The 14,228-nt window shown below is 35.1% G+C and carries 17 protein-coding genes and 1 pseudogene; 10 read left to right on the top strand and 8 right to left on the bottom strand.

Features of this window, described 5'->3' with window-relative positions; translation table 11 throughout:
- The 3 genes from Aru01_RS18555 to Aru01_RS05515 form a co-directional block, all read left to right on the top strand.
- Positions 1-397, top strand: a 397-nt coding sequence (locus Aru01_RS18555) for a hypothetical protein (RefSeq protein ID WP_255209865.1), incomplete at its 5' end; no start/stop codon positions are given.
- 3 nt (positions 398-400) lie between these two features.
- Positions 401-1,303, top strand: a complete 903-nt coding sequence (locus tag Aru01_RS05520) for a hypothetical protein (protein ID WP_016656184.1) — start codon at positions 401-403, stop codon at positions 1,301-1,303.
- A gap of 95 nt (positions 1,304-1,398) precedes the next feature.
- Positions 1,399-2,394, top strand: a complete 996-nt coding sequence (locus Aru01_RS05515) for a DUF2156 domain-containing protein (RefSeq protein WP_016656185.1) — start codon at positions 1,399-1,401, stop codon at positions 2,392-2,394.
- A 317-nt stretch (positions 2,395-2,711) separates the two neighbouring features.
- Here the strand turns inward: Aru01_RS05515 and Aru01_RS05510 are convergent, their stop codons facing one another.
- The 4 genes from Aru01_RS05510 to rarD form a co-directional block, all read right to left on the bottom strand.
- Complete coding sequence (locus Aru01_RS05510) at positions 2,712-3,134, bottom strand: hypothetical protein (RefSeq protein ID WP_016656186.1); 423 nt, start codon at positions 3,132-3,134, stop codon at positions 2,712-2,714.
- Positions 3,135-3,138: 4 nt separating this feature from the next.
- Entirely contained in the window at positions 3,139-3,675 is a 537-nt protein-coding gene (locus tag Aru01_RS05505) for an Ivy family c-type lysozyme inhibitor (protein WP_016656187.1), read from the bottom strand.
- A 27-nt stretch (positions 3,676-3,702) separates the two neighbouring features.
- The gene (locus Aru01_RS05500) at positions 3,703-4,113 is read right to left on the bottom strand and encodes a lysozyme inhibitor LprI family protein (protein ID WP_016656188.1); all 411 of its coding nucleotides are present in this window, start codon (positions 4,111-4,113) and stop codon (positions 3,703-3,705) included.
- Between the two features lie 149 nt (positions 4,114-4,262).
- Entirely contained in the window at positions 4,263-5,162 is a 900-nt protein-coding gene (rarD, locus tag Aru01_RS05495) for an EamA family transporter RarD (RefSeq protein WP_016656189.1), read from the bottom strand.
- Positions 5,163-5,268: 106 nt separating this feature from the next.
- On the opposite strand from rarD, the gene Aru01_RS05490 reads away from it, so the two are divergent.
- Both Aru01_RS05490 and Aru01_RS18835 read left to right on the top strand, forming a co-directional pair.
- Entirely contained in the window at positions 5,269-5,730 is a 462-nt protein-coding gene (locus Aru01_RS05490; protein WP_040331276.1) for an Lrp/AsnC family transcriptional regulator, read from the top strand.
- A gap of 29 nt (positions 5,731-5,759) precedes the next feature.
- Positions 5,760-6,141 (top strand): annotated as a pseudogene (locus Aru01_RS18835) (VOC family protein).
- 4 nt (positions 6,142-6,145) lie between these two features.
- On the opposite strand, the gene Aru01_RS05485 reads toward Aru01_RS18835, so the two are convergent.
- From Aru01_RS05485 to folE2, 4 genes are read right to left on the bottom strand one after another with little or no spacing between them, the layout of a single operon-like run.
- Positions 6,146-7,501 (bottom strand): dihydroorotase, encoded by a 1,356-nt coding sequence (locus Aru01_RS05485; RefSeq protein ID WP_016656191.1) that lies wholly within the window; start codon positions 7,499-7,501, stop codon positions 6,146-6,148.
- Complete coding sequence (locus Aru01_RS05480; protein WP_016656192.1) at positions 7,491-8,051, bottom strand: gamma carbonic anhydrase family protein; 561 nt, start codon at positions 8,049-8,051, stop codon at positions 7,491-7,493. Before Aru01_RS05480 ends, Aru01_RS05485 begins: the two co-directional genes overlap by 11 nt.
- A 23-nt stretch (positions 8,052-8,074) precedes the next feature.
- Positions 8,075-8,494 (bottom strand): phosphoribosyl-AMP cyclohydrolase, encoded by a 420-nt coding sequence (gene hisI / locus Aru01_RS05475; protein WP_016656193.1) that lies wholly within the window; start codon positions 8,492-8,494, stop codon positions 8,075-8,077.
- Positions 8,488-9,393, bottom strand: a complete 906-nt coding sequence (folE2, locus tag Aru01_RS05470) for a GTP cyclohydrolase FolE2 (RefSeq protein ID WP_016656194.1) — start codon at positions 9,391-9,393, stop codon at positions 8,488-8,490. The genes hisI and folE2 overlap by 7 nt, the downstream gene beginning before the upstream one ends.
- 315 nt (positions 9,394-9,708) lie before the next feature.
- Here folE2 and Aru01_RS05465 point away from each other — a divergent pair, with 315 nt between their 5' ends.
- The 5 genes from Aru01_RS05465 (at position 9,709) to arsB (ending at position 14,136) form a co-directional block, all read left to right on the top strand.
- Positions 9,709-10,431, top strand: coding sequence for a D-Ala-D-Ala carboxypeptidase family metallohydrolase (locus Aru01_RS05465; protein WP_016656195.1), 723 nt, complete (start codon positions 9,709-9,711; stop codon positions 10,429-10,431).
- A gap of 108 nt (positions 10,432-10,539) precedes the next feature.
- Positions 10,540-11,736 carry a zinc metallochaperone GTPase ZigA gene (gene zigA, locus Aru01_RS05460; protein WP_016656196.1) on the top strand — a complete coding sequence of 399 codons (1,197 nt, stop codon included), beginning with the start codon at positions 10,540-10,542 and terminating at the stop codon, positions 11,734-11,736.
- Positions 11,737-12,329: 593 nt separating this feature from the next.
- On the top strand, positions 12,330-12,767 hold the full coding sequence (gene arsC / locus Aru01_RS05455) for an arsenate reductase (glutaredoxin) (protein WP_040331203.1): 438 nt from the start codon (positions 12,330-12,332) through the stop codon (positions 12,765-12,767).
- A 3-nt stretch (positions 12,768-12,770) separates the two neighbouring features.
- The gene (locus Aru01_RS05450) at positions 12,771-13,091 is read left to right on the top strand and encodes a metalloregulator ArsR/SmtB family transcription factor (RefSeq protein WP_155757974.1); all 321 of its coding nucleotides are present in this window, start codon (positions 12,771-12,773) and stop codon (positions 13,089-13,091) included.
- Positions 13,092-13,095: 4 nt separating this feature from the next.
- Entirely contained in the window at positions 13,096-14,136 is a 1,041-nt protein-coding gene (gene arsB / locus Aru01_RS05445; protein ID WP_016656199.1) for an ACR3 family arsenite efflux transporter, read from the top strand.
- Positions 14,137-14,228: the final 92 nt, after the last annotated feature.

Raw genomic sequence — 14,228 nt, 5'->3', positions numbered from 1 at the left:
AAATATGCTAAATAAAATCTATTTTTTAAAAAGAGAGAGTTTTTTACTATTTATTATTTGTATGCTGCTGACAATTATTTTGTATAAACAGATAAATTTTTATTATTACATTTCATTATTTTTGCTTATTGACCTCATTGGTTATATTCCTGGACGTATCTGGAATTATTGGTATGGAGATGAGAATACCTTAAAGATTTTTTATACTTTATATAATTTTTTTCATAGTTTAGTCATCATCGCCTTAATGAGTATTTTTTGGCTATATCAATTTAAAAATGACTATAGTTTTATTGCATTATATGCACATATTTTTTTAGATCGAGGGATATTGGGTAATTTTCCTAAAGCATCTAAAGATTTATTCAAAACACCGACTATATTTTTAAAGGATTGAAAAATGAACTTACCAGGTTTTTTAATGGACTCTTTAAAAAGTCAGACATCTATAAATAATAACTTTTTAGGCCACTGGTTCTTAACAAAAGAAAATGAAAACATCTCTTGTTTACAAGAAGATAGCCTTTTAGAAAATCTATTTTTTAAAAAATCACTGATCCATGAGTTAAGTTTTAAGTCACTTACAGAGTTTTATGCCTCCAAGTCGATCTTAGATATTATTAAATTAGCACCCACTATAGAGGAGTATGATTTTTTAAATACTTTGCTCATTGATGAGACGCATCATAGTTATCTTTTTCGCTCTTATCTACAACAAAACTCTTTTTTAACACTGGATGATCCAGTAAATGAAATGGCAGTTGTATTGAATTATGCCCACTTAGATGTTGTACAACCATTTCAGAATCTTGTACAAAAGTGGGTCGTTGAAAAAAAGAACTTTTATGCTGGCATCATTATTATCACAATTATTTTAGAAGGAGTACTTGCACCTACAGCAGAATTAAGCGAAAGAAAATGGTTACCTTTTTATCCCAATGCTGCAAAGGTACAAAACTATGCAAATTTAGATGAAATTAGACATTTAACTGTCTGTGCGGAAATTTTGAAAAGGCAAATTGATAAAAAACCAAAAATCGTTCAACAATTAAAAGAGTGTATTCAAGAGGGTTTACAACTTTGGGAGATTTCGAATATGCATGAAATTATACTTAACAGGGAAGAGTTGTATCAGCAAGGCATGCAACAGAATTTAGCACAGATCGAGGATTTTTATTTAGTAGACGGTATCTTTTTAAAAGATACTGTTCCTGAACAACGTATTGAAATTACCAATAGTTTGGTAGAAAAAATGCAAAAATCTAGGCTGCAATATATTGGAATTCAACTAGATACTGAATAAAAATTAAATTTAAAATAAGAGTTTTAGAAATCATATGACTCCTGCATCATGTGATATGAAATTAACAACTGATCAATGAAAGTAAAAAATTAACCATGTTTTCTATTAAATCATTAAATACTGATGAGATATTGGAAACCAGACTTCTACATTTATGTCGAAGCTCAATATCTCCTCTCTTATTCGAAAATAATTTTAAATGGTTCATTTCCAAGAAATCCGCTATCGTTTTTTTTCAATATAAAAATACCTTAGTAAGCGTTGGTGGAATTCTTGCTGATTTGGAGGATAAACTTGAAACATTAAAAGCGTTTTTATCTTATTGTCGAGGCAATAATTATGCCTATATATTTTTACATTTTCCACATGAGGATATACGATTTCTTGAAAAAAGCTCTTTGGTTATCAACCAATTAGGTGCTTCCTTTACTGTTGATTATAAGAATTACTCCATGGAAGGAAGAAGATTTCAACAATTAAGGCATAAAATAAATAAAGCAATTAAAAGTGGAGTAATTATAGAAAAAATTAAATCTCAACAAGACTTTGATATTATTAAACCCAATTTAGAAATTATTAATAACTATTGGATCAAAAAAAAGAAAACAAAATATTTACGCCATCTCATCACCAACTTTAGCACAGTGAACATCGACACAAATTTACATAAATTATATATCGCTAAAAAAGACGACAAAATTCTTGCTTATATTATTTATAGTAAAAGCTTTGGTAAATATACTGGATGGTTTCACAATATCACTCGTAAAGATCCGAGCTCTCAGGATGGAGTTATGCAGCAAATTAATCAATATGCGATGCATGATCTAGAGGAACTTGATTATTTAAATTTTGGTTTTACTCCATTGGTTGAACTGCAAAATAAGCTCAATTTTAACTCATCTTGTTTTTTTCATTTGATCATGAAATATCTAGAAAAAAAGGGAGGTATTGTGTATCCAGCACAATCTCAGCGTCAGTATAAAATGAGTTGGCGGCCGCAAATCATCGATTATGAATATATTGCTTTTGCAAAAGGCAGAGCACTTAAGTCATTACTTACATTATTATTAGCCACCAATAGTATTTAGATTTTCCAAAAAACATAGAGATCGGTGATATCTCTATGTTTATTTTTCGCTGCTGTGAACGATTAAAAAATAATGTTTACTCTAGGAAAATTTAATAATATCGATAAAACAATAAATATATTTAGACATATTTGTTTAAAATAGATCGAGTAGGGGAAAATGGCACTTGGAGCAAAGCTGTATTAATCGATATAGACTATTTTCTTCAACTGATAAATCTTGGCTCAATCTCAGTTGAGATAAATTTGATCATTCTAAGTGTGTCTAGTTCAGTTACTAGACACACTTCTGTGAGAAATCGATCAATCTTAAATCATCTAGTTATTTTTAATTTTTTCAGCAAGATTTGCGACACGGTTTAGGCTGCATGATTGAGCATCAAGCATCTGACCTTGTCCTTCTGTTTTTGGATCCCAAGTACAATATTTCTCACTGTCACTCCACCAATTCGCAATCTCATCCATCAGCTTATCCTTTTTTACGCTATCTGGCTGGCTGATAATTCGGGCAAATGATTGTTCAACGCGTTGTTTATGGTAACTATATTCAGCATCCATACAACTTTGCAGTTTATAGGTTGCACCGCCGCTCTGTTCAATACAGGTTAAATAACTGGGTTGAAATTTTGCATGAGTATAAGAACGATCTGGAAGCGGTAGAGTTGTTTGTTCACTACTCGCAAATGCAGTAACAGAAAGATGCGCGCTCAATGAAAATATGATTATATTCAAAAATTTCATATGCTTAACCTGCTCCTGTTTCATCAGACAACCATTGCAGGAGCTTTTGTGGAACATCTTTGCTATTTTCATTGAAACCATACAAATTACGCACGCCTGTTACATCTGCATATACTGCAAGTACTTTTGCAGTCTTGGTATTAATTGCAATAACTGCCTTACTTGTATTGCCTCCTTGTGGATCATGACCATGTCCAATCATCCAGTCTCCATCAGGCTGCATTGAGCTTGATACAGTTAAAGCTGTCTGGATATTTTTATAATCTTTTTGTGTCAGTTTTTGAAACTTTTCTTTCCAAGGTGCTGCCTGTATAACATCAAAAGGTAGTTTATCTCCAAGTTTGTTGATCTCAATTGGTACAATTGGACGAGTCCCACATTGTTTTACAACTTCCTGTTCATAACCAATATTTCCAACTTCTGCAATATCGATTGTTTTGCCAACTCGTTCAATACACTGTTCCCAACTTTGTAATGATTTGGCATGTGTAATGACAGGTAGGCTAAACACAGCGATGATGAGGGGACTTAATATTTTCATACTGATCTCTTTAATTTCCTTATAAGATTACTGGGTGATCGTTAAATACTGTTCTAACTGATCTGCACGTGCTTTCACTCGCTTTATTTCATTGAGTTTCATTTGAAGGTTTTCAGGTTGGGAATGATCATAAATTATCGTTTCTAAAATTGAATCACTCTCTTTAGCAGCCATCCATTTCTGTTGCGAAATTACAAGTTGCTCCTTTTGTTCACTTGATAACTTTGATTGTAATCCTGTATATATGCGCTTAAGCCGATTCTCTTGTAAATCAGATTCATTACTTAAACACGCTGCTTGTTCAATTATTCCATTGGCATTTTCAGTACAGAGATGAAAGCTTTTACTGAGTTCATTTGCTACAGGGGCAGCATAGAGCAGTGAAGATACAGTAATTAAACTGCCTAAGCTCAGACTTTGAATTAATATTTTCATCATAAAATGCTTCTCTCATTGCTCAACATCATTTACTTTCGTTACGAAGTTAAAATATAAATTTAGTTTAAGAAAGAGTTTATTTCAAAATCTACACAACAAAGACATATATGTGAGTTAATTACTGTCTTGAAAAGATGAAGTAATCATATTTAATTGTAAACCCTGCGCTTAAAACTCAATATGCCTTCAACAATAAGCACTAGCACTGCGCACCATATGGCAATATAAGTTGGCCATTCTGCTGGTGCAATGGTCTCACCTAATAGGATTGCAACAAGCAATAATAATATAGGTTCAACATATACCAAAAGGCCGAAAAGACTGAGATTTAAGTGCGGCGCAGAAAGTGATTGAAATGCTAAGGCGAGAGCACTGATTAATCCAAGTCCTAAAATAAGCCATATTATTTGTGTGTTTTCATGAGATTGGTCTAAAACAATTGCACCATTCATAATGAAAAACAAACTAACAGGAATACTCAGCATCATGTCAAACCAAAGGCCCGCAATATTATTCGTATTGGTTTTTTGTCTGAGCCAGAAATATATTGGATAGCCAAAGCAAATTACCAAAGTCGGCCATGTCAGTGTTTTTGAGAGTATTAACATGTTAATAATGCCTAGTATCGCAAAAAAACACGAGATTTTCTGCATTTTGGACATCTGCTCTTTAAATGCAAATCGCCCGACAATAACCATAGTAATAGGCATCATAAAATAACCCAGTGATATATCTAATCCATAGCCATGGCTTGGAGCCCACATAAACAACCAAAGTTGAAATCCAATAAGAAATGATGATATGAGTCTAGTTAGAAAGAAATATCGCTCAGAATATAAACGCTGATAGATGTTGATGACTTGCGGCCAATTCCCTTGAATTAGGATAAATAGTGTTAAACAAGGAAAAGTTAAAAAAATACGCCAACCATATATTTCATTGCCGTGTAAAGACTGTAATAAAGAGGTATAGGCAAACATCAGTGCAAATAAAATAGATGCAATTACATTGAAGGTTATACCAAGTGAAGTATTCGGTGGGGTATGCATAAGTTATTACAGTTAGAAATTCATGCAATATTTTATTTCACAACAATTGATAAATGGCCTTGTATTTTTTAGTATGAATGAGAAATTTTCTCACAGACTATTTATGATGAGCTTAGATAAATTTGATCTTTTATTACTTGAACTACTTCAAAAAGACTGTTTGACGCCTTTACGAGAGCTGGCAGAATCTATTCATTTATCTACTGCCTCGGTACAACGCCGAATTCAAAAACTACGAGATAATGGATATATTATTGGTAATATTGCTGTAGTTAATCCTGATAAAGTGAATCAAGTGATTACTCTTCTTGTTGAAGTTCGGGTAAATCAAACACATGCAACTGATCTTGAGCTATTAAAAGAAAGTTTTTCTGGCCCAGAAGTGCAGCAGTGTTATTACGTTACAGGCGAGGCCGATTTTATGTTAATAATCTTGGTACCGAGTATGAGCAGATTTAAAACCTTATGTGATGATCTTTTTCACAATAATGCTAATGTACAGTGGTTTAAAACAACAGTGGTTTTAGATCGAGTCAAAGTTACACTTGATGTCCCTAATATTGCTTAAAATATAATAAAATTTTGAGAGTTTTTGATATGTTAAAGAATTTAAATCATCTGACTTTAGCTGTGAGTGATGTTGAACGAAGCTTTATTTTTTATAAAATATTTTAGGATTTACAGCTAAACCGAAGTGGAATAAAGGCACATACCTTACTTTAGGATCATTAGGGCTGTGTCTATCTAAAGACCATGTGGATTTAAAGCAAGATTATACTCACTACGCATTTACGATAGAAAGTGATCAAATTGAGCGCTTTAAAACACAACTAAAAAATTCACAAGTGTGGCAGTAGAAACAGAATAAGAGTGAAGGGAGTTCAATTTATTAGATCCTGATGGTCGGCGTTTGGAGGCACATACAGGCGATATCTTTTCATGCTTGACTGCTTGTAAAGAATCGCCCTATCAAAGATGATTAATTAGCGGTCAATCTCTAAAGCATGCCCTCGACAGTTGAGAAAGACCTGTTGATTATGCCATGCGAGTTGCCCTGAAATAATTGTTGTATCGACTAAATAGCGAAAAGTTTTATTTTGAAAAGGTGTCCAGCCACAGTACATAAAATTACGTTGTTGCGAAACTGCCTGCTGGTCATGGTTCTCTTTTATTAACACTAAATCTGCCCAATAACCTTCACGAATATATCCTCGATCTTTGATACGAAATAAATCTGCAACTTGATGTGAGGTTTTTCGTACCAAGGTCTCAATGGGCAAAAGCCGGTCTGCAACGAGATCCATTAAAGCAGGAATTGCATGTTGTACTAAAGGTAGACCTGCAGGAGCCTGAAAGTAAGACTTTTGCTTTTCTTGCCAGGTATGAGGTGCATGATCTGTTCCAATAATATCTAGACGATCTGTATGAGCAACTGCTTCAATAAGTGTTTGCTTATCCATCAGGGTTTTAATTGCAGGATTACACTTAATCAAATGTCCCTGATGAGCATAATCCGATTCATCAAAACTAAGATGGTGAACACAAACTTCTGCCGTAATATATTTCTTGTCTAAAGGTAAATTCTTAAATAAACAAAGTTCTCTGGCGGTGCTAATATGTAGAACGTGTAGTTGTGTGCCATATTTTTCAGCCAAAGCAACAGCCAACTGAGAACTATTAAAACATGCTTGTTTATCTCTAATTTGAGGATGTAAAACTGCTGGTACTGCATCTCCATACTTTTGCCGATAATACTGTTCTAATTGCTTGATGCGCGGTGTAGATTCACAGTGAGACAATAAAATGGTAGGAACATTGGCAAATAAACGCTCTAAGACCTGTACATCATCAACAAGCATATTGCCCGTTGAAGCTCCCATAAATACTTTCACGCCACTTACAAGTTTAGGGTCTAAGTTTTCAACTATATTTAAATTGTCAGCACTTACTCCAAAATGAAAAGCATAATTGGTCATGCTGTATTTGGCTGCAATATCCTTTTTGTATTGTAATGCCGCTAAGTCTAAAGTTGCAGGCTGAGTGTTTGGCATATCCATAATACTGGTGATGCCTCCCACAGCAGCAGCAACCGACTCTGTGGAAAAGCGTCCCTTCTGAGGAGAGCCAGGATCACGGAAATGGACTTGATCGTCAATCATGCCTGGGATTAACCATGCACCATTTGCTTCAATTGATTTAGCATGATAAAAACCTGTAATACTCGATTGAATTTTGGCAATACGTCCTTGTTGAATCAATACATCCCCAATTTGGCAAAGTCCCTCATTGACAATATTGGCGTTATGAATAATCAAGTCAGGCAGCTGTCTAAAATTCATTTTGTAATGCCTTATAACCTTGAACCAATTCGATATTTGTACTTACCACACTCTCAGAAAACTCACTAATTGAAATATCTATTGGTGGAAATTGGCTTAAATCAGTTGTAGCGTGGATATAACTCATCGCGGGTACATAAAAATATTCAGGTAAATTACATCCATCAACAACAGCATTATGCCGAACGGCACTGTGATCTCCGACTTTACAATTAAATAGCACACTATTAAAACCCACAAAGACGTGATTACCGACCTCACAAGGGCCATGAATAATTGAACGATGTGCGATTGACGAATTACAGCCAATTGTGACTTTTGCACCAGCTTTAGAATGAATTACAACACCATCTTGAATATTAGAATTTTCTCTAATCAGAATTGGCTCTATATCACCATCTTCATTCAGTTCATCTGCACGTATTACTGCATAAGGACCTACAAAAACATTGGCCTCTATAATAACTTTGCCACAAATAATCGCAGTCTGGTCGATATAGGCAGATTGATCAATAAGGGGGAGGTGTCCAGAAGGATTTTTACGAATCATAGTATTTCTTACTTTAATCAAAATTAACGTAGGGGCTCAGTTAAGATGGTGACGCTATTACGCTCTAAACCGATATAAAAACAACTTGGACGATTGGTATGACAGGCTACTCCTGACTGTTCAACTAAAAATAAGATACAGTCGCCATCACAATCCAATCGCGCTTCAATTAATTTTTGTCGATGTCCTGAGCTTTCACCTTTTCTCCACATTTTTTGACGGGAACGTGACCAATAACAGACCTGTCTGCTATCAAGAGTTTCGAGTAGGGCATCACGGTTAATCCAAGCCAACATGAGTACTTCTTTGCTTTTAATATCTTGCGTAATCGCTGTGATTAAACCATTCTCATTCCAAGTAATAGCATCTATGACAGCGATAAAATCGTAGTTTTCTCTTGATTTACCTTGTTCCATACTTGTGAAAATTGAATGATTTAGCATGGCCAAGATCCTTGTGCCACAGCGTCATGGGCATGTAAACTTTCGGCATGAATCACTTTAAAATCAAAAGCAGTGATCTCAGGATAATCAATAAAGGCATGATATAAGCGGCGTAAAGCATCTTCACAAAACATCAAGTTTTGTCCATTTGCTAAAGCAAATGCTTGCTCATCTACTCGTTTTACAGCTGTTTGTACAGGGGTTGCGAGTGCTCGCTCTGCATGCTGAATAAATTGCTGAATTGGAATAGACTTCATGCTGGGTGATAAATTAAATTTCAGTTGAGCCGTGCTCCTTTGACTGTGTGGTGTAGCAACGATTGCATCGGTCGTACCTAACCATGTTGAAATTTGATTGACATCGTTTAACTTTAATTTCCCCAGAGAGACTGCATCTTCAAAGCGTTTTTGAATGAGATCTCGAGCCAGTGCTGCCGAACAAGGACAGGTAGAAGAGTAGCCAATTTCAATAGCAAAACTTGCTTTAAATTGCTGTGCTTTAAGCTCAGCAGATAAATGAAATGGATAGCTTTTCCAGCCAGATAAATCGCTGATTAGGGCTGGTTGCTCTAGATGGAAATTTCCCTGTAATTCAATTTTGGCGTGGCTAGATAAACCTTGATGACTGGTTAAAAAGTCCTGTAATACCTGCTGAATATGATCTAATGTGAGATCTTCAATTTTACAAATATCTAAAAGCCGAGTGTAAAGCCTAGACATGTGTATCCCTTTAGCCTGTGGGTCATCTAAACTGACGTAAGCATTCGCCTGACTTATATATCGGATATTTTGTATATATATAGGTAGAGTGATATTTTCCATTCCAACCCAATTTAATGGATAGGGGGGAGTTAAAGACGAAGACTGTGTGGAAATATCTGGCAGTAAAGTATGAGTCATATAGCACAACGTATACGGAATGAATTTATTGTTATGTTATAACATAACAATTATAAAAAGTAGACTAAAAATCAAATGCCTTGCATGTTGGAGATCACGAAACTATGGTAAAAATAATCAGAGCAGGCCATTGATGCTTAATTTAATATTAATTTAATTACATATTAATCAATTTCTTACTACAATATTGTTCATAATTTAAAGCGTAAATAAGAGAATGTCTTTCTAATATTAGTGTTATGTTATAACATAACGTTAATGGTTTTCAGATGTGATTCTCACCTAATCTTTTTCATTTGCTCGTGATAGAAACTTATGCAACGAATCGTGTTTTACATTTTATTTTTTGGTTTAGGTGCTTGTAGTCAGCCAAACATTGAACAAAAAATATCACAACAAACTTTCAGCTCTATAGCAAAAGTTACATCAATGGTATGGCATGAAAATCAAAAGCTAGCACTGACAAAGATACCTTCTAAGCCTTATTTAGATTGGCAATCTGATTTAAATAACCAACATAACATCAAAAGATATAAAGCATTTTTACGGCGTAACAATGTTGATGACATTATTCCAGATTTTGAATTATTTCAAACAGCACGAGACTGGCAAAAATGTCATGCCGAAGCGTTTGAGGTTCCGCCTCAGGAAATGTGGCCAAATATTATACCAACCTTGAAAATTCTAAAGCAGCTGCTTGATCAAAAGATTCTAGATGATTTTACAGTAACCTCTGTCTATCGAAATTTTAATTTAAATCGTTGTGCAAATGGGGCAGATCGTTCAAAGCATGTCTTTAATGCTGCTTTAGACTTTCGAATTTCATCTTTACATCCATCACCAAGTGAACAGCTGATGATTCAACAAAGTAAAAATAAGCTATGTCAATTCTGGAAAGAAAATGGCGCAAGTTTAAATATGGGCTTAGGTATTTATGCTTCAGGACAGATCCATATTGATAGTGCTGGATATCGAACATGGAGAAAAGATCATCGAAGCCGATCTTCTCCTTGCCTGAGTATACAACTCAGTCCTTAAATTTAAATCAAAGTAAATAAGTCCTAGTGAATAGCTTTTAAAGATGACTCAACACTTTATTGACTCTATTCCAATCCTAATCATTAACATGCAAAAGTGAGAAAGCCGATGGATGCTCAGCTAGCCAATCCTGTTAAATTACCAGTCACCGTATTATCTGGCTTTTTAGGTGCAGGAAAGACCACATTACTCAACCATATCTTAAATAACAATGAAGGTCGTCGTATTGCTGTTATTGTGAATGATATGTCTGAGGTGAATATAGATGCAGCGCTACTTCGGGCTGGTGATGCAGCATTATCACGCACCGATGAAAAACTGGTTGAAATGAGTAATGGCTGTATTTGCTGCACGCTACGTGAAGATTTACTTATAGAAGTTCGCCGTTTAGCTCAGGAAAATCGTTTTGATCAATTGGTGATCGAGTCAACAGGGATTTCTGAACCTCTACCTGTGGCTGAAACCTTTACATTTGAAGATGAGCAGGGAATATCACTTAGTGAGTTTGCTCGATTGGATACGATGGTAACAGTTGTTGATGCTTTCAATTTTCTTAAAGATTATAATTCTTATGACAGTTTACAACAACGTGGTGAATCACTAGGAGAACAAGATGAACGCAACGTGGTTGACTTATTGGTTGATCAAATTGAATTTTGTGATGTGCTAATTTTAAATAAAGTCGATTTAATCAATGAGGTAGAGAAACAACAATTATTCGCTATTTTACAAAAACTCAATCCTAGAGCTAAGATAGAGCTTGCTCAATTTGGCCAAGTTGCGCTAGACAAACTACTCAGCACACATTTATTTGATTTTAATGAAGCAGCTCAAGCACCCGGTTGGCTAAAAGAATTACGTGGTGAACATTCCCCTGAAACAGAACAATATGGTATTCACAGTTTTGTATATAGAGCACGACGACCGTTTCATCCACAACGTTTTTATGATTTTGTTCACTCGAAATGGACTGGTGTGGTGCGTTCCAAAGGCTTTTTCTGGTTGGCTTCACAACCAACACTTGCCTGTTCATGGTCGCAAGCAGGAGCAATGGCACGATATGATGTTGCAGGTCAATGGTGGAGTACTGTAGATAAAGAGGATTGGCCACAAGATATAGAGAGTATTAAAGCTATTGAAAAAAATTGGGATATTGATACTGGAGATGCTAGGCAAGAAATTGTCTTAATTGGGATGAATATGGATCAACAAGATTTAATTCAACAATTTGATCATTGTTTGCTAAGTGATACGGAAATGCTACTGGGTTTAGAGCAATGGCAAACTTTTGAACACTGGGAATAAGAAATTTTGGCATCTTCACCCCGCTAAATCATAGGTATTTACACAAATATTATGAATTCGGTTAGATTGGAAAATATGTTCTCCAATCTAACATTTCCAACTTAAACTCTCGTTTAATCAAACGTTATGTAGAGTTAGTCCGAATCATATTTAAAAGAGCAAAAAAGCCGTATTAGATGTTGGTGAAACCCAAAGGCTTTGATCCAGATGGAAAATTATTTCTTGATAAAAAGGTGATCCAATCACTGCACGCCTTATGATTGAAGAAGTTAAAGAATCGGATGGCACGGTTAGAGGTCGGTGGTGTTTGGTCAATAATGTTTCATCCACGATCACGGTTGTAGAATTGTCGACTTGATATTATTAGCGATGGAAAGCTGGATTATCCATTTTAAAAATACACTTAAATTATTATCCGAATATTCAAAAACAACTTGAGTGAAATCGTTGATTTTGCACTTAAAAATCTAGATCAGCACTTAAAGAAATAATATCAAAATATGGCGAACCACTTAGCTGTCAATATATATGTATTTGCATATATATGGATATTCATATATAAATGTCCTGTTACCTTATCAAGTTTAATATTTATGTCACAGGTCAAAATTTACCACAATCCAGAGTGTGGTACTTCCCGAAATACTTTAGCTTTAATTCGAAATGCAGGGGTTGAGCCGGAGGTTATTTATTATCTAGACACCCCTCCAACAGTCGATGAACTGCGTACTTTAATTCAAGATGCGGATTTATCTGTACGCCAAGCAATGCGAACCAATGTTCCGCCTTATCAAGAGTTGCACTTGGCACAGCAAAACTTAAATGATGAAGAGCTGTTGAATATTATGGTCAAACATCCCTTACTTATAAATCGTCCATTTGTAGTAACAATACTTGGCACACGGTTAGCTCGTCCTTCTGAGGTTGTTTTGGAGCTATTGGTCCAGCCTCAGTTGGGAGCATTTAGTAAGGAAGATGGAGAGCAGGTAATTGATATTCATGGACGACGTATAAAAGCAGAGGATAAGTAAATGATCAGTCCTGTTGATTTTTTCAAAGCACTTTCAGATGAAACTCGTCTGAATATCATTCTACTGGTTGCTGCCCATCAAGAGCTTTGTGTATGTGATTTACAAGACAAATTAAATTTAAGTCAGCCTAAAATTTCTCGTCATTTAGCGTTATTACGCACATCTCGTTTGCTTGCAGACCGAAGACAAGGGCAATGGGTTTACTACAGTTTACATCCAGATTTAACAGAATGGGCATTACAAATTCTTGAAACAATGAAAGCAACAGTTGAGTTCCAACACCTAACGCCAAATTCGAATCTTAAAAACAATTGTTGTGAGTAAGGATATGTCACAAAAACGCCTTTCGTTTCTGGACCGTAACTTGACGTTATGGATATTTATAGCCATGGCACTTGGGATTGCGATCGGAAATTATTTTCCTCAGGTCTCGACCTCTCTTCATCAACTCAGTATTGATTCAGTTAATATCCCCATTGCTATTGGCTTAATTTTAATGATGTATCCACCACTGGCTAAAGTTGATTATGCAGCCTTACCCCAGATATTTCAGGACAAGAAAACACTGGTACTTTCACTTGTTCAAAACTGGATTGTTGCACCTATTTTAATGTTTGCTTTGGCTATCCTATTCTTACAAAACTATCCTGAATATATGACTGGGCTGATTTTGATTGGGCTTGCTCGTTGTATTGCGATGGTATTGGTGTGGAATGGTTTAGCGGGTGGTAATAATCAATATGTTGCGGCATTGGTCGCGTTTAACAGCATATTTCAAATTTTATTTTTTAGCACTTATGCTTGGTTTTTCTTAAGTTTTCTACCTCCGTATTTTGGTGTAGCTTCTCAAGTGATTCAAGTCGATTTTTGGACCATTACTCAGGCAGTATTTATATATTTAGGTATCCCATTTTTACTTGGGTTTTTCACACGTCTAATTTTAGTCAAGTTAAGGGGGCTAAATTGGTATCAAAATCAGTTTATTCCTAAGATCAGTCCACTCAGTTTAATTGCTTTATTATTTACGATCTTAGCCATGTTTAGCTTAAAAGGTGGTGATGTAGTTAGTCTTCCATTTGATGTCTTAATGATTGCTATACCATTGGTTATTTACTTTGTTTCAATGTTTTTTATTAGTTTCTTCATGAGTAAATGGATCGGTAATGACTATGCAAAAACCACAGCTATTTCATTTACCGCAGCGGGTAATAATTTTGAACTTGCTTTGGCTGTTGCAATTGCAACTTTTGGTTTGGCATCGCCAGTAGCTTTTACAACAATTATTGGGCCATTGGTTGAAGTTCCAGTACTTATTGCTTTAGTTACAGTCTCACTGTGGTTAAAAAATAAATGTTATTCTCATGGTTAAACTTACAATGTATTTTACTATTTATGTAAATTTAAATAGTTTCGTAAAGAAAACCCATACTTACTTCTTGGTAAGTACTTACTAAAAGTAAG

Origin of the sequence: Acinetobacter rudis, assembly GCF_000829675.1 — a bacterium.
GTDB lineage: Bacteria > Pseudomonadota > Gammaproteobacteria > Pseudomonadales > Moraxellaceae > Acinetobacter > Acinetobacter rudis.
Note: the sequence above shows the minus strand (reverse complement) of the source record. Positions and strands in the feature narration are given on the sequence as shown.

Excerpts from the sequence above, each read along its gene's own strand:
- Aru01_RS05520 (WP_016656184.1), top strand. The coding sequence starts at position 401 with ATGAACTTACCAGGTTTTTTAATGGACTCTTTAAAAAGTCAGACATCT.
- Aru01_RS05515 (WP_016656185.1), top strand. The coding sequence starts at position 1,399 with ATGTTTTCTATTAAATCATTAAATACTGATGAGATATTGGAAACCAGA.
- Aru01_RS05510 (WP_016656186.1), bottom strand. The coding sequence starts at position 3,134 with ATGAAATTTTTGAATATAATCATATTTTCATTGAGCGCGCATCTTTCT.
- Aru01_RS05505 (WP_016656187.1), bottom strand. The coding sequence starts at position 3,675 with ATGAAAATATTAAGTCCCCTCATCATCGCTGTGTTTAGCCTACCTGTC.
- Aru01_RS05500 (WP_016656188.1), bottom strand. The coding sequence starts at position 4,113 with ATGATGAAAATATTAATTCAAAGTCTGAGCTTAGGCAGTTTAATTACT.
- rarD (WP_016656189.1), bottom strand. The coding sequence starts at position 5,162 with ATGCATACCCCACCGAATACTTCACTTGGTATAACCTTCAATGTAATT.
- Aru01_RS05490 (WP_040331276.1), top strand. The coding sequence starts at position 5,269 with ATGAGCTTAGATAAATTTGATCTTTTATTACTTGAACTACTTCAAAAA.
- Aru01_RS05485 (WP_016656191.1), bottom strand. The coding sequence starts at position 7,501 with ATGAATTTTAGACAGCTGCCTGACTTGATTATTCATAACGCCAATATT.
- Aru01_RS05480 (WP_016656192.1), bottom strand. The coding sequence starts at position 8,051 with ATGATTCGTAAAAATCCTTCTGGACACCTCCCCCTTATTGATCAATCT.
- hisI (WP_016656193.1), bottom strand. The coding sequence starts at position 8,494 with ATGCTAAATCATTCAATTTTCACAAGTATGGAACAAGGTAAATCAAGA.
- folE2 (WP_016656194.1), bottom strand. The coding sequence starts at position 9,393 with ATGACTCATACTTTACTGCCAGATATTTCCACACAGTCTTCGTCTTTA.
- Aru01_RS05465 (WP_016656195.1), top strand. The coding sequence starts at position 9,709 with ATGCAACGAATCGTGTTTTACATTTTATTTTTTGGTTTAGGTGCTTGT.
- zigA (WP_016656196.1), top strand. The coding sequence starts at position 10,540 with ATGGATGCTCAGCTAGCCAATCCTGTTAAATTACCAGTCACCGTATTA.
- arsC (WP_040331203.1), top strand. The coding sequence starts at position 12,330 with ATGTCACAGGTCAAAATTTACCACAATCCAGAGTGTGGTACTTCCCGA.
- arsB (WP_016656199.1), top strand. The coding sequence starts at position 13,096 with ATGTCACAAAAACGCCTTTCGTTTCTGGACCGTAACTTGACGTTATGG.